Raw genomic sequence first — 20,920 nt, 5'->3', positions numbered from 1 at the left:
CCATACACACAAATGAAACAGGAAAATATTTTAAATGTAACATTACTGGAACCAAGACAAAAACACCCGGCTATTTTTGCCCGCTTTGACGAGCTGCTCGGGGGCGAAAGCCTGGTGATCCATAACGATCATGATCCCAAACCGCTGTACTACCAGCTGCTGGGAGAAAGAGGCAACATTTTCTCCTGGGAATACCTGGAGCAGGGGCCTGAGTGGTGGAAGGTGCGCATCAGCAAGAATGCGCCGGAAGGCAGCAGCGAAACGCTGGGAGAAATAGCCGCCAGGGATCTGCGTAAAGCACAGGTATTTAAAAAATACGGGCTTGATTTCTGCTGCGGCGGTAAAAAAACAGTACGGCAGGCATGCGCGGAAAAAGGCCTGGATGCAGCAGTAGTAGAAGAGGAGCTGCAGCAGGCCGACAGGCAGTTTACCACCCGCCCGCTGCCTTACAACGACTGGAGCCTGGATTTCCTGGCGGATTATATTGTAAACACCCATCACAGCTATGTAAAGCAGTCATTGCCCGAAATAGCCGGCTATGCCAATAAGGTGGCCCGTGTGCATGGCAGCAGGCATCCGGAGCTGCTGGCCATAAACCAGCTGGTAACAGGCATTTACGATGAACTGCTGTCACACCTGGTAAAAGAGGAAGAGGTATTGTTCCCTTACATTAAAGAGCTGGCGCGCGCTGCAGGTCAGCGACAGGAAGGAGCGCCGGCCATGTATTTCGGTACGGTTCGCCAGCCCATTAACGTAATGGAAATGGAGCATGAGTCAGTAGGCCGCAGCCTGGAGGAGATACGGCGCCTTAGCAATAACTATGCGCTGCCCGAAGACGCCTGCGCCAGCTACAGCCTCTTATACCGCATGCTGGACGAGTTTGAAGATGACCTGCACATACATGTGCACCTGGAAAACAATATCCTTTTTCCCAAAGCTGTAAAGCTTGAAAATGAGTTAAACAATGGAAAATCATAAACCCATAAAGCGCAGCAAAGCATTTGTTCATTTCTCGAAAGACCATCATTTCGGGCTGCTGCTGGTATGGAAAATAAGAGAAGACCTTTCAAAAGGTGTAAGCGGCAAAAGCATCAACGGCTACGTACAGGACTTTTTTAGCAGTCACCTGGAGCAGCATTTTGCCGAAGAGGAAAAATTTATATTCAGCAAGCTCCCCAAGGACGATCTGCTGCGGGTACAGGCAGAAGAGGAGCACCGCAATATCCGGTCGCTTGTTAAAGCTATTCCGCAGCAGGTGGCCGGCAGCGAATTGCTGGCGTCATTTGCTGATTTGCTGGAAGCGCATATCAGGTTTGAGGAAAGAACGCTTTTCAACCATCTGCAGGCAGGCATGACGCCTGAAGACCTGGAAACGTTATTGCTTGATATAGAAAAAAACAGTACCCACAAAGTACCGCAAATGTTTGCGGGAAAGTAGGCTGAAAAATTATACAATACGCCATGACTATAAACGCAAATACAAAGATTGCAGCCATCCTGAAACAGGAGCCCGCGGCCCTGGAAGCGATCATCAGTATTTCTTCCAGGTTTGAGCAGCTGCGCAATCCACTGCTGCGGAAGTTAATGGCCGGGCGCACATCCATTGCAATGGCCAGCAAAATCGGCAACTGCAGCATAAACGCGTTCTTTGAAAAGCTGCGGCCACTGGGCTTTGAGGTAAATGAAAATGTTGCGGCAGCAGCAGCGGCGCCGGCAACCCCGCCGCCTGTAGCTCCCGGTGCTGTTATTGAGCTGGATGTGCGGCCCGCTATTGCAGCAGGCAACGATCCGCTGGGCATTATCATGGAGGAGGTGAAAGCGCTGGAACCCGGCCAGGCGTTAAAGATCATTAACACTTTTGAGCCGGCGCCTTTGATCGTATTGCTGGAGCGGCAGGGATTTACATCGCACGTTAATGTGGTTGCCGATGACCTGGTAGCAACCACTTTCTATAAGCAGGCCGGCGCGCCGGCCGTTGAGGCGGCGCCGCCGGATGGGGGAAAAGGCTGGGAAGAGCTGATGCAGGCGTTTAAGGAGCGTTTGCAGGTGCTGGATGTTCGTCAACTGAAAATGCCGGGGCCAATGCTGGCTATATTGGCGGAGCTGGACAAACTGCACGCAGACAGGGCATTGTTCGTATATCATAAACGCATCCCGGTATTCCTGCTGCCCGAGCTTGTGCAAAGAAAGTTCGATTACCGCATTAAGGAAATAAACGAAGGAGAAGTACACTTATTAATTTTTAAAGCCTGATGTTTACAACCGATCATAACAATCATGCAGGAACGGTTACTACCCCGGGTGTAGTAATACCTTTTTATGTATATGCTGCGTTGTCTTTTCTGTGGGCGGTTTTTCTTTTATGTATATCACCTGCCGGCCGGTATGACCATTACTTTTCTCCGCACACGCTGGCCATTACGCATGCCATGGCGCTGGGGTGGGGCACCATGATCATCCTGGGGGCCAGCCACCAGCTGGTGCCGGTACTGGCAGAAGGAAAATTATACAGCCACCGGCTGGCGTACCTTACCTTCATACTGGCAGGCGTTGGCATACCCTTGCTGGTATATGCTTTTTATACCTTCAATATGGGTGTGCCGGCAAAAGCCGGCGCCATACTGATCAACAGCGCGGTGCTTTTATTCCTGGTGAATGTTATCTGCAGCCGGCCGGCTGCCAAAAATGAAAATGTGCATGTTGTATTTGTGATAACCGCTACCTGCTGGCTGTTTATGACCACCTTTGCCGGTTTATTGCTGGTGTATAATTTTACGCATCCGCTGCTGCGGGAAAATTCATTGCATTACCTGCCGCTGCATGCGCACATGGGAATAGTGGGCTGGTTCCTGCTGCTGATCACAGGCGTGGGCTCCCGCCTTATTCCCATGTTCCTGGTGTCAAAGTACACCAACATAAAGCAGCTGTGGTGGATATATGCGCTGATGAATGGCGGGCTAACGGGGTTTGTATTGCTGTTCCTGTATGTACGCCGCCCGGTGCTATACTTTTTGCCGGTGGCCTGTTTGCTGGCAGCTATTGTAATATTTATCTGCTACTGCTACGGTTGTTACAGGGAGCGCATCCGCCGCCAGGTAGACGGGCAGGTAAAAATATCCCTGCTGTCTGTGCTGATGATGATCATTCCCCTGGTGCTGCTGGCGGCAGCTATCGGGTTTTTGCTCACCACTACGGAAAATACGGCGCTGGTGCTTATTTACGGCTTCAGTGTTTTCTTTGGATGGTTAACGGCCATCATTCTTGGTATGACATTTAAAACACTGCCTTTTATTGTATGGAACAAGCTGTATCATGTACAGGCAGGCGCCGGTAAAACGCCCAGTCCCAAAGACCTGTTCAGCAGCAGGCTGTTTAACCTCATGGCCCTGAGCTACCTGCTGGGTTTCCTGTTGTTTGTTGCGGGCGTGTTTGCGGCAAACGGCGGCGTTGTAAGAGCCGGCGCCGTACTGCTGCTGCTATGCGCCTTTCTTTATAATTTAAATATCTTTAGGGTTACTTTTTATAAACCTGGTTGGAGATGAATGTGAAAACAAACCATAGTATTCAATGCACTGTTGCCCTTGCATTGCTGCAGGAGGTGATAGACCCTGAGCTGGGACTGAACGTGGTAGACCTGGGTTTGATCTATGAATTGAATTTTTATGAGGAAGAGAAGAAGCTGGATGTGCTGATGACGCTCAGCACGCGTTTTTGCCCCATGGGGCAGTCGATACAGGACAGTGTAAAAACGCAGCTGGAAAATAACTTTCCCGGTTACACGGTAAATGTGCAGCTTACTTTCGATCCTCCCTGGAGCTATGAAAGGATTTCAATGGAAGGCCGTAATTTTTTAAATGCCTGAAACATGTTGAGCGTTACCTGTAAAATAGCGATCAAAGCAGTTATTTACCTTGCATCCAGGTATGGATCGGGCGAAAAAGCCGGTATAAAGGAAATAGCCGCCGGCATAAATGCCAGTGAGCACACCGTAGGAAAGCTGCTGCAAACACTGGTGAAGAAAGGCGTGATCAACAGCATAAAAGGCCCTTCAGGCGGCTTTTATGTTACCAGTGAGCAACGCCGCCAGCCGCTTATGAATATCCTGGATGCGGTGGATGGTAAGGATATTTTTACGCAATGCGCGCTGGGATTAAATAAATGCTCCGCCACGCATCCCTGCCCCGTGCATCATGATTTTAAAATAGCCAGGGACCAGCTGAAAGTTATATTCACTACCAAACGGGTGGCGGACCTTTGCAACCAGGTGAATAACGGGCTGGCTTACCTGGTGGATTAACTGAGATTTTATCATCAGTACTCCCCCGCAATAAGCAGGCTGATCGTGGGTTTTATGCAAATAAGATAAACAAACACCCGCGCCTGTTGAGGAATTTTCGTTAAATTTAGTAACCCTTTTGAAAAGCCCGTACTATCCGTATCTATTGCCTGTTATTTAAGCTAACACTACTATTATTATGACAACGGAAACGTTGACAGCAGCTGCTTTTAAGTCAGCGGTAACCATCGTGGCCCACCCGGATGATGAAGTGCTATGGGCCGGCGGTACGCTGTTACAATACCTGCGCGGTAAACGGCAGGTATTCACGCTTTGCCGGGCGCATGACAGCGACCGGGCGCCGCGTTTTCATAAAGTATTGCAGGAGCTGGAAGCAGGCGGCGCTATGGCCGACCTGGATGATGGTCCTGAACAGCAGCCGCTGCCTGAAGCGCTGGTGTCGGAAACCATTCTTTCGCTGTTGCAGGGGCAACACTTTGACGTAATGCTTACACATCATCCCAATGGAGAATATACGCGTCACCGCCGCCACGAAGAAATAGGGCGGTCTGTAATAAAGCTGTGGCATGCAGGCAGGATTTATGCGGATGAATTATGGGTATTTGCTTATGAAGATGGAGGCCGGGCCTATTACCCGGTGGCAAACAGGCATGCAAATATCTTTTATGAATTGCCGGAAGCGGTATGGCAAAAGAAATATGCATTGATAACAGGGCAGTACGGGTTTTCCCCCGATAGCTGGGAAGCGCGTACCACGCCTGCGGCAGAAGCATTCTGGCGCTTTACTGATAAGCATGTTGCGCTGGCATGGTTATATGACAAACCAGGTATATGAAAGTGCTGTTAATGTACGATTACCCGGCAGGCCCCGGCGGGCTTGCCATGCAGGGGGAATTGCTGTACAGGGGGTTAAAGGAGGCAGGGGTAGACGTTTATCCTGTTCATTTCAATTCTCCGCTTGAAAAGGATTGGTATTACCGGTGGTTTAAGCCCGATATAGCCGTAGGGATTGGTTACTGGGGATATATGCCGCAGCTGGCTTTGCATCCGCAGGCAGCGGGTATACTCCCCGTTCCCTGGCTGGTGGCGGATGGTTATATCGCTGGCTACCAGGAGGTGCTGAACCAGCTGCCGCTGATATTGGTTACGTCGCAATGGGTAAAAGAAATGTACATGCGCGACGGCATCGATGGCAGCCGCATTGAGGTATTGCCGGTAGGGTGTGATACTAACCTGTTTGCACCCTATGACCGCAGCCATCCGAAGGTACAGGCCGTGAGGGATGCGCTTGGCCTGGCGCCTGAACAGCTGTTGATATTAACAGTAGGAGGAGATGCCTGTTCCAAAGGCGCGCGGGAGGTAATGCAGGCGCTGGCGCAGGTAGATGGCGCGCTGCCCCGCTGGAAGTACATCTGCAAGGTGTGGCCGCAGGCGCGCACCTATTCGCAGAACGAAGCCGACCTGGCATTGGCGGCCAGCCTGGGCATCGGCAAAAAAGTGCAGTATGTAACAAGTATTGTATCACGGAACTATATGCCGCTGCTGCTGAATGCTTGTGATATATATGCGGCGCCCTCCCGGCTCGAAGGTTTTGGCATGCTGCAGGTGGAGGCGGGCGCCTGTGAAAAGCCGGTGATCGGCATCCGGGCAATGGGAATGCTCGATACGCTGCTGCATGAAGAAACAGCCCTGCTGGCAGGGGTGGCTCAAAAGATCACCGTGAATGAGGTAGTGCTGGAAAACGAAGCAGCGCCGGGAGAGCAGCGGAAGGTTATTTTCGATACGCCGCGCACAGTAGATTACCGGGCAGATGTGAATGACATCCGCGCCTGCCTCACGCAGCTAATGGCAGATCCTGCATACAGGAAACGGCTTGGTAAAGCCGCCCGCCGCCGGGTAGCGGCACATTTCGACTACCGCCGGGTAGCGGAAAAGTTTATACAGGTCGTACGTGAAAAGTTGAACATCCGTTAAATAAAGCAATATGAAAACTTCTTCCTGGTCGGAAATTGAAGAAGCAAAAGCAGCTGCGCTGGAAGTGCTGCTGCACAATGCCTGCGGCCCTTACCACCGCTTGCCCCGGACAGCGGGATGGGGCTACCCCGAGCCCTATACCCGGGACCTGCTGCTGTCGATCTTAGGCATCGGGGTAAGCGGCAATGCAGTGCTGTTAGCCAGCATGCGGCGCGTGCTCGAAACGTTGGCTGCTAATCAATCCGTCCGTGGGCATATACCTTCCCTGGTGCATGATCCTGACGACCGCGGCGCCAGCGATACCACCCCGCTGTTCCTGCTTGCCGTAGGCATATTCAGGAAGCTTGTAAACGAGCCGGGGTTTCTTGAACCCGCAGTGGGCAAAGCATTGCAGTGGATGGAATACCAGAGCCCCTCCGACCATTACCTGGTGGCGCAGCAACCTACCAGCGACTGGCGCGACGAGCAGTGGGTGCTGGGCTTCGGGCTGTTTGTGAATACCCTGGTATACAGCTACCTGCGCTTGTTGGGAGATTATGAGCGGGCAAAGCACCTTTGCAATGAGATGAAGCATTTTACCATAACAGGCAATGTGCAGCACCGGCATGTGCATGAAGGGCTGGTAGTGAAACATAAGCCTTATTATGCGTTATGGTCATACAAAATATTAAGCAGTGAGCGGTTCGATCTGCTGGGTAACAGCCTGGCCATTCTTTCCGGCATTGCATCTCCCGGCAGGGCCGCTGCCATGGTGTCGTGGATTGAAGATGAATGCAACAACCTCCGCCAAACAGGAGAGCTGGCGTTACAGCTGCCGCCGAATTTTTTTCCATACATCCGCCCCGAAGACCGCGACTGGCGGGAGCGCTATGCATTGCTGAACCGCCCCGGCGACTACCACAATGGCGGGGTGTGGCCTTTCATCTGCGGCTTTTATGTGGCAGCGCTGGTGGCTGCACGAAAATACAGGCTGGCAGAGGAAAAGCTGCTGGAGCTTACACGCATCGTACGGTTGTCTGTTGCAGGCAATCTTAATTTCGGTTTTAACGAGTGGCTGAATGCCAACGATGGCATGCCCAAGGGGCAGGAGTGGCAAACCTGGAGCGCTGCCCTGTACCTGTATGCCGCTAAATGTGTAGAAGAAAAGCGTACGCCTTTTTTTGATGAGATCAGGGAAGAGAGGAGCAAGCCGGGTAGCTCACCACAGGCGGTATAAGAAAAATTCCACGTTTATTTTTGCATTAAACCCCATCACGATTACCTTTGGGCTTTGCCTAGGAACAGGCGGCAATTTAAAAAGCCAACTTACCGGATTGTCAAACAAGGAGGTACATAACAGCAATGAACAGGATTTGCTCGCACGCATAGCAGCGGGAGATACTGCTGCTTTTGATACCCTGTTCCGCCTCCATTGGGATCATACTTACTCCGTTGCCTTCCTGGCCTCAAGATCCGCTGATTTTGCCAAAGATGTAGCCCAGGAAGTTTTTCTATGGGTATGGAAAGAACGGCAGCAGATAACTACGGTAGAAAATATACGCGCTTATTTGTACGGGGCAACCCGCAATTTCATTCTCAGGAAACTGAAACGCGCTACCATTGAGGAAAATTATAAACGGTCGCTTGCCCATCCCGGTGCCTATATTATGCAGGCGCAGGCCACGCCGGAAATGAATGCCCGCCTCAAAGAGCTACAGCAGCTGATAGAAGCCGGCATCCGGAAACTGCCCCCGCAGCAGCAGCGTGCTTTCCGGCTTAGCCGGGAGCAGGGCCTGTCGCATGAGGCCATTGCGCGCGAAATGGGATTAAGCGGGCATACCGTAAAAGATTACATTGTAAAGGCGCTGGCTTTTCTGCGGAAATATATCGCGCAATATGGTGACATTTTAATGGTATGCCTGTTCGCCGGGTATGTAAAAATTTTTTTTTAACCCAACACGTCCTTTTGCTTAATTAAAGTTCCATTATTATAAGCCGGTAGTAAAATTGTACCATGCAACGAGCCGAATTAGACATATTATTTGATCAGTACCTGGCGGAAACCATTACTGCTGCTGACCTGCGGCGGCTATGGGAAACGCTGGATGCGCCGGAGCATGCGGCCGCCTGGGATGCGTTCCTGGAACAGCTGTGCAGCCGTGAAAGCTTGCATGGGCTAACAAATGCAGCTGATGTTGAAAGCGCGCTTGTTGCAATCAAACGGCAAATGGCGGCATTGGACGATGGTGCAGGTTCCCCGCCCGTAGCGGGTGAACGTTCCCGCATTCATTTACTGCGCCGTTGGAGCTGGGCGGCAGCATCCATCATCGTATTGCTGGCAGCCGGTATTTACTTTTGGCCGCGCCTGTCGTTTAAGCAGCGGCCGGCTGTTGCGCAAAAGGCAGGTGAGGTGGCCGTGGGCGCCCATACAGCCATCCTTACCCTGTCAGATGGGTCCACGATAAAGCTGGACAGCACCAGCAACCAGGTGATCCGGCAGGGAACAGCCGCTGTTCGCCAGCAGGGGGATAGCTTGCAATATGAGGTAAAGGGAAATGAGTCGCTGATGGCTTATAACACACTGGCTACCCCCCGCGGCAGCCAGTTCCAGGTAACCTTGTCAGACGGTACAAAAGTATGGCTTAATGCAGCTTCCTCGCTGCAGTTTCCCGTGGCGTTTAACAGCACGGAAAGGATTGTGAAGCTAACGGGAGAAGCCTATTTTGAAGTAGCCGGCAACCCGCAGCAGCCGTTTAAAGTAATGGCCAATGGCATGGAAGTGCAGGTGCTGGGCACACGGTTCAATATTTCGGCCTATGAAGATGAAAGCGCGGTGAAAACCACGCTGATGCAGGGCGCAGTAAAGCTGGTGGCGCCCGCAAGCCAGGTAGCGCTGCAGCCGGGCGAGCAGGGGCTGCTGCCATCACCGCTGGCTGCCTTTCGCGTAAAGAAGGTGAACCCGGAAGATGCGGTAGCCTGGAAGAACGGTTTTTTTGCCTTTGACAATGCCGGCATCCGGGAGGTTATGCAGCAAATTGCACGCTGGTACGATATGGAGGTGGTATTTGAAGACAATAACATAAAAAGAAATTTCGGGGGAACAGTTACACGGTATAAAGATGTTACGGCAGTATTAAAACGGCTGGAGATGACCGGCGTTATACACTTTAAAGTGGAAGGCCGCAGGATCATTGTTATGCCGTAAGTCAAATCGCTATTGAATCCACGTATGAAGCAATAATTCCACAACCACATAAATTAATCAACCAAATGAGTATGTTTTTTAATGCATGTTTATGCAGGCGGGATTGCTTTGTCCCTGGTTACCGCCGGCATGCAGTTTCATGTAAGTTAATACTGATTATTTCCGGCCTTATGCTGCTATGCACGCTGGTGCACGCACAGCGTGTAAGCCTGCAGGTAAGCAACGCCAACCTGAAGGAAGTGTTCCGGCAGCTACGGCAGCAAACCGGTTTTGATTTCCTGTACGAAAATGAAATGCTGGGAGAGGCAAAGCCGGTGAGCCTTACGGCAACCAACCTGCCGTTGAAACAGGTGCTGGACCAGTGTTTCCGGGACCAGCCCCTGACCTACGAAATGCTCGATCATTCCGTTGTTGTAAAAAGAAAGCAGGCCGCAAGCGCGCCGCCGCTTACAGCGGTAAGCGGCATTGTAACCGATGCAAAAGGGCAGCCGTTGCCTGGCGTAACCATCACAAGCAAGCTGTCGAAAACAGGCACCACGTCACTTTCCGACGGCCGGTACACCATCCGGCTGCGGGCAAACAATGATACGCTGGTGTTCAGCTTTGTAAGCTATATAACGCAAACAGTGCCGGTGAATAACCGCAGCGACATCAACATCGTTATGCAGGAGCAGGTAATGGGCCTGAATGACGTGGTGGTAGTGGGGTATGGCCAGCAGAAAAGAATTACCACCATTGGCGCGCAAAGCAGCATCCGCGCCGAAGACCTGAAGCAGCCCGTGGCCAACCTTACCGATGTGATAGCAGGCCGTGTAGCAGGGGTAATAGGCGTGCAGCGCAGCGGGCAGCCGGGTTATGACAACGCCGAAATTTATATCCGCGGCATATCCACCTTTACCAACAGCAAACCGCTGGTGCTGGTAGATGGTATTGAACGCGACTTTGCCAACGTGGACCCTGAGGATATTTCCAGCTTCAGCATCCTCAAAGACGCCTCCGCAACAGCGGTGTACGGCGTAAGAGGCGCCAACGGCGTTATCCTTATCCAAACAAAAAAAGGGAAAGCCGGCCGGCCGCAGATCAATATGCAGTATGACCAGGGCATTACGCAGTTCACCAGGATACCCAAGTTTGCAGACGGTGTTACCTATATGCAAATGGCGAATGAAGCATACCACAACTCCAATCCCGCTGATCCGCTGCCTAAATATTCGCCGGAAAGGATTGCCCTTACCGCCAGCGGAAAAGACCCTGACCTTTATCCCAATGTTGACTGGTTTAAAACCCTGTTCAACAAATACGGGCAGAACCGGCGCGCCCGCGTAAATGCCAGCGGCGGTTCAGACCACGCGCAGTACTATCTTTCCATCGGCTACTATGATGAGAATGGCATGTACAAAACCGACCAGCTGGCGAATTATAATTCCGCCATCAAATACACCCGTTATAACTTCACCGCCAACCTGAACCTGCAGCTGAGCAAAACAACAAAGGTTGACTTTGGCGCTTCCGGCTGGATCAGTAACGGTAATTTTCCCGGCAGCTCGGTAGACCAGATCTGGGGCTCCGCTTACCTGCTGCCGCCCATTCTTATACCACCCATATATTCCAACGGCCTTCATTCCCAGATACGCACAGCCGATGTTAACAATCCCTACAACCTGCTTACGCAAAGCGGTTATGTGAGCGAGTTCAGAAGCCAGCTGTGGAGCAACATCCGCCTTACGCAGGACCTGGGCGCCTGGCTCAAAGGCCTGTCTGTAACCGGCATGTTCTCCTTTGATAACTATAACGCGCATACGATAAGCCGCACCAAAACCGTAGATGGTTACCTGGCATCCGGCAGGGACTCGTCCGGCAAGCTGCTGCTGGAACAAACCTCCATTGGCAGCAATTACCTGGGCTACAGCCGCAGCAACGGCGGCACCCGCCAGTTTTATACAGAAGCAGCTATTAACTATAATAACACCTTTGGTAAAAACAATGTAACCGGCATGCTGCTGTACAACCAGTCGGATAAGGAAGATGCGTTTGCCGGTGATTTCATCAGCTCCATTCCTTACCGTTACATGGGGCTCTCCGGCCGCGTTACCTATGCCTATGACGACAGGTATCTTGCCGAAGCGAATTTTGGTTACAACGGTTCGGAAACCTTTGCGCCGGATCACCGCTTCGGTTTTTTCCCATCCTTTGGCGCAGGCTGGGTAGCCTCTGAAGAGCCGTTTTTTAAACCGCTCAGCAAGGCCATACAGTTCCTCAAGCTGCGCGTTTCATACGGCCTGGTAGGCAACAGCAATATCGGCGGCCGCCGCTTTGCCTACATATCTACGGTAGGAAGCGGCAACGGCGGCTACTCCTACGGCCGCAACGGAGCTGATAATCATTTCGATGGGCTGGATATTGGTGATTATGCGGTGGAAGTTACCTGGGAAAAAGCTAAGAAAACAAATGTTGGCGTGGAGATCAAAACCCTGCGCGACGCCCTTTCCCTGGTAGTGGATGTTTTTAATGAGAACAGGACCGGCATTTTCCGGCAGCGCGGCGATGTGCCGCTGTATGAAGGCATTCGCACGCTGCCTTACGCTAACCTGGGCGAAATACATAACAGGGGAGTGGATGCCACCCTGGAATTCAATAAAAGGATAGGAAAAGACCTGTTCATTGGCCTGCGCGGCAGCTTCACCTGGAACAGGGCTATGATAATCAACGACGCCAATGCGCCCTGGCCCTATCCCTGGCAGCAGCGCATAGGCCGTAAGCTGGGCCAGCGCTTTGGCTATACAGCACTGGGGCTTTTTGAGAGCGATAAGGAAATTGCCAACAGCCCCTACCAAACCGGTGCCAACCGCCCCGGCGATATTAAATATAAAGACCTGAATGGTGATGGTAAGATAGACACCTATGACCAGGGCCCTATTGGCTACGGAAGCATACCCGAGATCGTGTACGGCTTTGGCCCCACCATTAACTGGAAAGGATGGTCGCTGGCCGGCTGGTTCAAAGGCATCAGCAATGTGGATATACAGCTGAACGGCGACGGCCTGCAGCCTTTCAGCCAGGGCGGGGAGCGCGGCAACCTGCTGGCGCAGATCACAAACCGGTGGACACCCGATGGTGCGCACCCGCACCCCCTGTACCCGCGCCTTACTTACGGTAACGACAATATGAACTATGCCGGCAGCTCATGGTGGGTGAAGAACGGCGCGTTCCTGCGCCTGCAAACACTGCAGTTCAGCTATAACCTGGCCGGAAAGCAGTGGCTCAACAGGATGGGCATTGCCAACCTGAACCTGTATTTCATTGGCTACAATCTATGGACCATGAGCGGCTTTAAGCTGTGGGATGTAGAGCTGGGAGATGGCCGCGGCTCGCAATACCCGCTGGTAAAAACCTATAACCTGGGCGCAAAGCTTACACTCAAATAAAAACAGCTGCTAACAATCAGAAAACTATTGGCAATGAAACCGGCATGTAAATGCAGGGTTCCATCCGGCCTGTAAAACATCAAAATATTAAGGGATGAAAAAGAACCTCGTATATCAGCGCATCCTGTTGTTCGTGATGATCAGCTGCAGCTTTGCCTGCAGGAAGTATCTTGACCAGGTGCCGAACGACCGTATTACAATAGAAGAGGTGTTCCATAAAAAAGCCACCTCCGAACAATATCTCGCCAATGTGTACAGCTACGTGGATGATGAATCCAATCAATGGGATAACTGGCCCTGGATGGCCAACAGCGACGAAGGAGATATTACCTGGTCAAAATATACCATTTACGATCTTAACATCGGCAACATCAGCGCAGGCAACAACAAGTTTGAGAAATGGGGCTATTACTATAACGGCATCCGCTCCGCCGGCTATTTCATTTCCCATATTGATGAAAATGAGGAAATACGCTCCCTGAACGGCCAGCAGCTCATTGACCAGTATAAGGCCGAAGCCCGTTTCCTGCGTGCTTATTATTATTTTCTGCTCATGCGGCAGTACGGGCCGGTGGTGCTTGTAAGCGATACGCTAACCCCACCCGATGCGCCGGCCACGGATATGCAGCTGCCGCGCAGCCCTTTTGATAATTGCGTTGATTATGTAGTGTCAGAGCTGGATAAGGCAGCCGCAGTGCTGCCGCTAACGCCTGAAAGCAATGGCCTTAACGCCGACAGGGAATATGGCCGGGCCACCAAAGGCATGGCCCTGGCGGTAAAGGCAAGGCTGCTGCTATATGCCGCCAGCCCGCTTTATAACGGCAATACGGAGATGGCCGGTTTCCGCAATGCAGATGGTACTGTACTTATTTCCCAAACCTATGACAAGGAAAAATGGAAGCGGGCGGCCGATGCGGCCAAAGCCGTTATTGATCTTAACCTTTACTCACTTTATAAAGATCCTGGCGGCGATCCCGTTAAAACCGCGCAGGGCATTCTGCTGGAGCCCTGGAACAACGAGCAGATTTTTGTGCGTAAGGATAACAGCCTGTGGGACTGGGATGTAAACGCCATGCCACGCCAGGCCGGGGGCTGGTGCGGTATTGCCGCCACGCAGGAGCAGGTAGATGCTTATTTTATGAAAGACGGCCGCTCTATCCGGGAGTCTTCCCTGTATACTGAAACAGGCTTTACCGATGTAAACGGCGTACCCGTGTACAACATGTATATGAACCGCGAACCGCGTTTTTATGCCTCCATCACTTATAACAACAGTATTTTCCAGGGCGGCAATATGAGCGCGCCGGCGCCGGTATCGTTCTTTGTTTCCGGCCCCAATGGCAAGAACGGGCATCCTACGGATTGGTCTAAAACAGGCTATCTCGTTCGCAAAAATGTTGGCCCGCAAACCAACGCGGGTTCCGGCGGTAACGGCCAGCATCAGAACAGGCCCCTGGTGCTGTTCCGCCTGGGCGAAATATACCTGAACTATGCAGAAGCGCTGAACGAGTACAACCCCGGCAACGCCGATATACTTAAATACCTGAACCTGATACGGGAACGCGCCGGTATTCCGCAGTATGGCGCAGGCGACAACCCGCTGCCGGTACCCGCCGGCCAGGATGAGATGCGTAACAGGATCCGCGCGGAACGAAGGGTGGAGCTGGCTTTTGAGTACCACCGCTGGTTTGATATACGCCGCTGGAAAATTGCGCCCCAGGTAATGGGCGAGCTGCATGGTATGAACATTAACCAAAACGATAACAACTTTTACCAGCGCGTAGTGGCCGTAAAGCACCTGTGGCTGGCCGGCAGCTACTGGTTCCCCATCAGCCAGTATGAGCTGGACAGGGGCCGCGTGGTAGTGCAAAATCCCGGCTGGTAATGTTGTATCAAATAATTGTGCATTCTCTAAAAAATGAAAAATATGTATCTCAATAAATCCCGTGCATTATATGTTGTTATGGCCGGCCTGCTTTTGCTGGCAAGCGCCTGTGAGGACAAATATGACCTGCCGGACCAGCCCTTGTCCAAATATATTAAGGTATATATGCCGGCCGCCGTTAATAACCCGGTGAACCATGTTTTGGCCATCACCGACAGCGCCCAGGTGATCATTTACGGCGCAGATTATGGCGGCCCCGATTATCCGCAGGCCGATATACCGGTGAGCTTTAGCGTGAACCCGGCGCTGGTTGACAGCTTTAACCGGGCTAACAATACAGCCTATACGCTTTTGCCGGAGCATGGCTACACGCTGAGCGCAACCAGCGCGGTAATACCCTACGGGCAGCTTAGCACGCCGCCGCTGGAGCTGGCTGTTAAAACCAGCGGCGCTGACGCCGTTCCTGCGCTTAAAGACTACCTGCTGCCAATAAGCATTGTTAAGTCAACCGTAACGGTAAATGAGCAGCTGCGTACTGTGTTTTTCGTTATCAGGGTGCAGCCCAACCTGGCGGATTACCCCGACTTTGACAGGTCGGCATGGAGCATAATTGACTTTTCATCACAGGAAGCCAATGGAGAAGGCCCCGACAATGGCCGCGCGGTTTTTGCCATTGACAACAATCCCGGTACCTTCTGGCATACCCAGTGGCAGGGCGCCAGTCCTGGCCCCCCGCATCATATTACGGTGGATATGGGCGCTGTTAAAGCCCTGCACGGGCTGTCGTTCCTGGACCGGCAAAGCGATAACGACGGCAAGCCGCAGTCGGTAACAGTAGAAACCAGCGTGGACAATCTCAGCTGGGAGCAGGCCGGCTCCTTCACCCTGCAGAACACCAAAGACCTGCAAAAGCAGTTCCTTTCAGGCTTCAGGGATGCCAGGTATTTCCGGGTGAATATCTTATCCAGCTATAATGCCACTTATACACACCTGGCGGAGCTTAATGCCTTTTAAATATTAATTTTCACAGCTAAATAAAATACCTGCAGTACAGCAATGCGAATGAATAAAATTGTTTGGTTATTGACCGTTGGCCTGGCGCTACCTGTAAAGGCATATACGAACAGCACAGGCTTTGATACAGACAGCAGCGGCAATGCGCCTGTTCCGCATGAAATAGAAGACCCGCAATGCCTGGGCATCAACAAGCAGCCGGCGCACGCCACTTTAATGCCGTATGGCAGCCTGCAGGAAGCGCTGCAGGCCAACCGGCATGCATCTTCCTTTAACAGGAGCCTTAACGGCATGTGGAAGTTCAACTGGGTGGCATGGCCGCAGCAGCGGCCGGTGGATTTTTACAAGCCCGGTTATGACGTTTCCGGCTGGAAAGAGATACCGGTGCCTTCCAACTGGCAGGTAATGGGATATGGAACACCTGCCTATACCAACTTTACCTTTCTTTTTAAGAAAGACTTTCCGCATGTAATGAGCACGCCGCCGGAAAGATACACCACTTATAAACAGCGTAACCCGGTAGGCAGCTACCGGCGCAATTTTACGGTGCCCGCCGGCTGGAAAGGCCGCCGCATCTTTGTTACGTTCGACGGCGTGGATGCCGGCTTTTTCCTGTGGGTGAACGGCCGTAAGGTGGGTTACAGCGTGAACAGCCGCAATGCGGCTGACTTTGATATTACCGGTTTTGTACAACCGGGCAATAACATGATAGCTGTGGAAGTATATCGCTTCACCACCGGCAGCTACCTGGAAGACCAGGACATGTGGCGCCTGAGCGGCATTTTCCGCAATGTTACCCTTTGGAGCAGCCCGGTAACGCATATACGCGATTTTGCCGTACATGCGCAGCTGGATGAACAGTACCGCGATGCCACCCTGCAGGTAAGCGCAAAAATTAAAAACTTCGGTAGCAGCGCAGCGCCCGCCCGCCAGCTAACGGTTGACCTGTACAACGGCCGGCAGCCGGTTAAAGGAAGCAGCGGCAGCGTTCCGGTGCCTGCATTGCAGCCCGGCGAAGAAACCACCGTTAACGTTACCGTGTCGGTACAGCACCCGCAGCAGTGGACCGCGGAAACGCCGCGGCTGTACACCACAGTGCTCACCCTGAAAAACGGGAGCAAGGCAGCGGAGATATTATCGGCGCGTACCGGCTTCCGCAACCTGGCCATTAAAGGACGCCAGTTCCTGGTGAACGGCGTTCCGGTAAAGCTCAAAGGCGTTAACCGGCATGAGCACTGGCCCAACGTAGGCCATGCCGTTACAGAAGCGCAGATGATACGGGATATAACCCTCATCAAGCAGGCCAACTGCAACCACGTGCGTACCTGCCATTATTCAGATGATCCCCGTTGGTATGAGCTGTGTGATGAATACGGTATTTACGTGCTGGCGGAAGCGAACGTGGAATGCCATGGCGCTATGGGCGATTTTGATGAGGAGCCGCGTATAAAAGCCGCCATCATTGACCGCAACGTAGCGAATGTAGAGAACTTTAAAAATCACCCGTCTGTTATTATCTGGTCATTAGGCAATGAATGCGGCAGGGGAGGCTCTAACTTCCGGGCGGCATTGCAGGCCATCCGCGATATTGACTCCACGCGGTTTACGCACTACGAAGGTTTTGGCATTGATAAAGATAACCCGGCAGATATTGACAGCCGCATGTACACCTCTCCCGCGGAAGTGGAAAAGCTGGCTAACGATAACAGCCATACGAAACCTTTTTACCTGTGTGAATACGCGCATGCCATGTTCAACTCTATGGGATCTGTAGATGAGTACAACGCGCTTTTTGACAAATACCCTTCGCTGCTGGGCGGCTGCATATGGGAATGGCAGGACCAGGGCCTGTGGAACCGGCGTGATCCAAAGCATCCTATACTGGCCTTTGGCGGCGGTTTTGGGGAATACCCGAATGATCATTATTTCATACACAAAGGGGTGGTAGCTTCAGATCGTTCTGAAAAACCGCATTACCCCGAATTAAAGCATGCTTACCAGTGGATAGGCATACAGGGCGCTGACCTGGCAAACGGTATGGTAACCATTAAAAACCGTTACCAGTTCATTAACCTGGACTCCTTTGCCTGCAAATGGACCTTGTCAAAGAACGGCAAGGTAACGGACAGCGGCCGTTTTACCCTTGGCCGGCTGGAGCCGGGCGCGGAAAAAACAGTAAAAGTGCCTTATCGCCTTCCCCAACCAGAACCCGGCGCTGAATACTTTTTGCGGGTTTCCTTTACCACCCTGCAAAACCAGCTGTGGGCGCCCAAAGGTTTTGAGGTGGCTGCCCAGCAGCTGGAGCTGCCTGTTGCCGGCGTTCAACCGCCGGCGCCTGCGGCGGATAGTCGACCCTTGCAGCTTACAGACAGCAACGGCAGCATAAAGATAAGCGGCGGGCATTTTTCACTGGTGTTTGACAGGCATACCGGTACATTCAGCAGCATGGCGGTAAACGGCCGGCAGGTGCTGCAGGCAGGCGGAGGGCCGCTGCTGCACCTGTGGCGCGCACCGCACCGCAATGATGATATGTGGGCCAATGAAGGCTGGGAAAAATATGGGCTGAAGCACCTGCAATGGTCGGCAGACAGTATTGCCGTTTCACAACCTGCGCCCGGCAGGGTGCAGATTACCGCGCACCTTACCGGCGCCGGGCAACGCCACTTTACCGTGCATCACACCGTTGTATATACCATCCACGGCGATGGCAGCCTGGCGGCGGATAACAATGTTGTTTTCAGTAACCCGGATATAGTGCTGGCCCGCCTGGGCGTACGGCTGTTCCTGGCAAAGGATATGGACCGGTTCAGCTACTTTGGCCGCGGGCCTATGGAAAACTATGCCGACAGGAAAAGCGGTTTTGATGTAGGCGTTTACCGCAGCACAGTGAAGGAACAGCTTACCCCCTACGAAAAGCCCATGGAGTGCGGTAACCATGAAGATGTACGCTGGGCAAAGCTAAGCAGCTCACGGGGCGCTGCGCTTACCGTGCAGCGCGATACGGCCCTGCTGCAGGTATCTGCCCTGCCTTATAGTGATGAGGAAATGGAAAAAACAGAATACCGGATAGACCTGCCTGCGTCCAAAGGCACTGTGCTGTGCGTTAGCCGGTACACGCTTGGAGTAGGCTCCAGCTCATGCGGGCCCCGGCCGCTGCCGCCTTATGTGGTGCATGCGGCGCCGGCGCGGTTTAGCTACCGCTTGCGGTTGCAGTAAGCCGGAAGAAAAAGAATGTAAAATCATAAATCTAAAATGTAAAATGTAAAAGTAAAATGCCGCGAAATATCGCATAGCTCATGTTTACGGCATTTTACTTTTACATTTATGATTTAAAATTTTACATTTTACATTCTCTACTCAATTGCCTGTACAACCGGCCGCCGGTCGCCCAATACCAAACCAATGGTAATAACGCCGATTAAGAAAAAGCCGATCACGAGCGGAAGTACGCTGTGCTTCATCAGGCTGCTTATTACCGAACCTGATGACGCCCCGATAAAAAAGAAGGTGGTTCCGTAAACAGCCGAAGCCATGCCTGCCATATCGCCCATGGGCTCCATAGCCAGGGCGCTGCTGTTAGGTTCAACAGCCAGGTTAATCCCTATCAGTAAAGCAATGGCAATGGAAAACAGGAACATTTGCGGCGGGTCACCGAAAATAAAGGTGCTGAGCAGCAGCAGTGTTCCTACAATGCTGTAAACAACCAGTAATCCCCGTATGGTTCTTCTTGCCCCGAACTTTGCAGAAAGCCGTGAATTGGTGAGCGCCGAAAGCGCTGCAGCTAAACCAACGCCGGCAAAAATCCAGGAAAACAATTCCGGCCTGCCGTATATCTTTCCCAGGATGTGTTCCGAGCTGGAAACCCATGAGCTTAAGCCCATGAAAAGAACCGTTGTAACCGCTGTATATCGCAGGAACACGCGGTTGCTGAGAATTGCTTTTATGGATTGACCGATAGCTTTCCAGTTTAGCTGGCTGCGCTTTTCAGGCGGTAATGACTCCTCCAGCCGTAACGACCAGATAAATACAATAACTGCAAACAGCGGCGGTGTTAAAAACACCATCCGCCAGGATGAAACGGCTAAGATGGCCAAACCCAGGAAAGGAGCAAAAACAGGCGTAAACAGGAATATGGTAAAGATGAGCGATAAAATACTGGCCATCTTATCGCCAACAAACCGGTCGCGCACGCCCGCAATAGCAGTCATGAAAACAGCGGATGCGCCCATGCCGGCCACAAAACGGGCTGCAAACATGATATGCAGGCTGGGAGCATAAGTTGCGGCAATGCCGCCTGTAATGTATAAAGGAAATCCAATTCTTAAAATGGCCAGTCTGCCAAAACTGTCCGACAGTGCGCCAAAAACAAGTTGTGCAATTTGCCCCATGAAAAAGAATACAACTATTTGCGCCGTTGCGGTAGACTCCGCGTTCAATCCAAATTGATGCCTGATCTCACCAAATACCGGGAGCATAATATCAATGCCCAGCGCTGTAAGCATCATGGTGCAGGCAGATAAAGTAATAAATTCAGCCGGTTTCATTTTCATGGTTAACGTGCTAAACTGTTTATTGATATTGATTGGGATAAGGTAAGCCTTTCCCGGTTTCGCACAATATGCTCAGGCTTCTTAAAAACATGGCCCAGTCGTAACTGCAGGAGGCAAATCCCGGTGTGTATGCTTTCCATCCGTCGTGATGAAAGAACAGCACGCTGCCATTTTTATGCGGCTCAATATCGAATGTAATGGTGGTGCCTACCCATTCTTCAAACCCTGTAATGCACTGCCACTGCACCTGTTTAAAAGGTTCGAGTGCAGTTACCTTCATTTCCTTAAAATAATCCGGGCCAAAAGCAAAACGGGCAATGCTGCCGGTTTCGGGCTTTGCGCTTGTTTCAGGGGTCCACCATCCCGCCAGTCCTTCCTGTGTGGTTACTGCTTTGTAAACTGCTTCAGGGGTAGCTTTAATGGCTAACCGGTGCAAAATGTTTTTCATAATAGTGCATTTTATTGAAACATAAAACTACCGACTAAAATTAAGCTGGGAGGGGTGTGAATTAGAATTTGTCGTGGGTCAGTTTGGACAAAATAGTCTTTGCACAGTGCTGTTCGCTATACAACCAGCCAGTACAAAAGCGG

17 protein-coding genes are annotated in these 20,920 nt (G+C 52.0%); 15 read left to right on the top strand and 2 right to left on the bottom strand.

Annotated features, from left to right (window positions below; genetic code table 11):
- The first annotated feature begins 12 nt into the window (after window positions 1–12).
- The 15 genes from ric to VFS25_RS18855 all read left to right on the top strand — a co-directional run bounded on the left by ric (window position 13) and on the right by VFS25_RS18855 (window position 18,995).
- The gene (gene ric, locus VFS25_RS18925; protein ID WP_326463740.1) at window positions 13–978 is read left to right on the top strand and encodes an iron-sulfur cluster repair di-iron protein; all 966 of its coding nucleotides are present in this window, start codon (window positions 13–15) and stop codon (window positions 976–978) included.
- Entirely contained in the window at window positions 965–1,438 is a 474-nt protein-coding gene (locus tag VFS25_RS18920; RefSeq protein ID WP_326463739.1) for a hemerythrin domain-containing protein, read from the top strand. Before ric ends, VFS25_RS18920 begins: the two co-directional genes overlap by 14 nt.
- A gap of 23 nt (window positions 1,439–1,461) precedes the next feature.
- Entirely contained in the window at window positions 1,462–2,253 is a 792-nt protein-coding gene (locus tag VFS25_RS18915; protein WP_326463738.1) for a DUF2249 domain-containing protein, read from the top strand.
- Window positions 2,253–3,542, top strand: coding sequence for a cytochrome C oxidase subunit I (locus VFS25_RS18910; RefSeq protein WP_326463737.1), 1,290 nt, complete (start codon window positions 2,253–2,255; stop codon window positions 3,540–3,542). Before VFS25_RS18915 ends, VFS25_RS18910 begins: the two co-directional genes overlap by 1 nt.
- Complete coding sequence (locus VFS25_RS18905) at window positions 3,539–3,862, top strand: metal-sulfur cluster assembly factor (RefSeq protein ID WP_326463736.1); 324 nt, start codon at window positions 3,539–3,541, stop codon at window positions 3,860–3,862. Before VFS25_RS18910 ends, VFS25_RS18905 begins: the two co-directional genes overlap by 4 nt.
- Window positions 3,863–3,865: 3 nt before the next feature.
- The gene (locus tag VFS25_RS18900; RefSeq protein WP_326463735.1) at window positions 3,866–4,297 is read left to right on the top strand and encodes an RrF2 family transcriptional regulator; all 432 of its coding nucleotides are present in this window, start codon (window positions 3,866–3,868) and stop codon (window positions 4,295–4,297) included.
- Between the two features lie 178 nt (window positions 4,298–4,475).
- Window positions 4,476–5,132, top strand: coding sequence for a hypothetical protein (locus tag VFS25_RS18895; protein ID WP_326463734.1), 657 nt, complete (start codon window positions 4,476–4,478; stop codon window positions 5,130–5,132).
- Window positions 5,129–6,271 (top strand): glycosyltransferase family 4 protein, encoded by a 1,143-nt coding sequence (locus VFS25_RS18890; protein WP_326463733.1) that lies wholly within the window; start codon window positions 5,129–5,131, stop codon window positions 6,269–6,271. The genes VFS25_RS18895 and VFS25_RS18890 overlap by 4 nt, the downstream gene beginning before the upstream one ends.
- A 10-nt stretch (window positions 6,272–6,281) precedes the next feature.
- Window positions 6,282–7,487: a glycoside hydrolase 100 family protein gene (locus VFS25_RS18885; protein ID WP_326463732.1), complete on the top strand. Its 1,206-nt coding sequence runs from the start codon at window positions 6,282–6,284 to the stop codon at window positions 7,485–7,487.
- 97 nt (window positions 7,488–7,584) lie between these two features.
- Entirely contained in the window at window positions 7,585–8,202 is a 618-nt protein-coding gene (locus tag VFS25_RS18880) for an RNA polymerase sigma-70 factor (RefSeq protein WP_326463731.1), read from the top strand.
- Between the two features lie 62 nt (window positions 8,203–8,264).
- A complete protein-coding gene (locus tag VFS25_RS18875) occupies window positions 8,265–9,455 on the top strand; it encodes a FecR family protein (RefSeq protein WP_326463730.1) in 1,191 nt (396 codons plus the stop codon).
- A gap of 170 nt (window positions 9,456–9,625) precedes the next feature.
- The gene (locus tag VFS25_RS18870; RefSeq protein WP_326463729.1) at window positions 9,626–12,880 is read left to right on the top strand and encodes a TonB-dependent receptor; all 3,255 of its coding nucleotides are present in this window, start codon (window positions 9,626–9,628) and stop codon (window positions 12,878–12,880) included.
- 94 nt (window positions 12,881–12,974) lie between these two features.
- A complete protein-coding gene (locus tag VFS25_RS18865) occupies window positions 12,975–14,765 on the top strand; it encodes a RagB/SusD family nutrient uptake outer membrane protein (protein WP_326463728.1) in 1,791 nt (596 codons plus the stop codon).
- Between the two features lie 42 nt (window positions 14,766–14,807).
- On the top strand, window positions 14,808–15,779 hold the full coding sequence (locus VFS25_RS18860; protein ID WP_326463727.1) for a discoidin domain-containing protein: 972 nt from the start codon (window positions 14,808–14,810) through the stop codon (window positions 15,777–15,779).
- 48 nt (window positions 15,780–15,827) lie between these two features.
- Window positions 15,828–18,995, top strand: a complete 3,168-nt coding sequence (locus VFS25_RS18855) for a glycoside hydrolase family 2 TIM barrel-domain containing protein (protein WP_326463726.1) — start codon at window positions 15,828–15,830, stop codon at window positions 18,993–18,995.
- Window positions 18,996–19,132: 137 nt separating this feature from the next.
- Here VFS25_RS18855 and VFS25_RS18850 read toward each other — a convergent pair whose 3' ends face one another.
- On the bottom strand, window positions 19,133–20,323 hold the full coding sequence (locus tag VFS25_RS18850; RefSeq protein WP_326463725.1) for an MFS transporter: 1,191 nt from the start codon (window positions 20,321–20,323) through the stop codon (window positions 19,133–19,135).
- Between the two features lie 25 nt (window positions 20,324–20,348).
- On the bottom strand, window positions 20,349–20,777 hold the full coding sequence (locus tag VFS25_RS18845; protein WP_326463724.1) for an SRPBCC domain-containing protein: 429 nt from the start codon (window positions 20,775–20,777) through the stop codon (window positions 20,349–20,351).
- Between the last annotated feature and the right edge of the window lie 143 nt (window positions 20,778–20,920).

This window comes from Chitinophaga sp., from assembly GCF_035761305.1.
GTDB lineage: Bacteria > Bacteroidota > Bacteroidia > Chitinophagales > Chitinophagaceae > Chitinophaga.
This window is presented reverse-complemented; position numbering and strand designations above follow the sequence as displayed.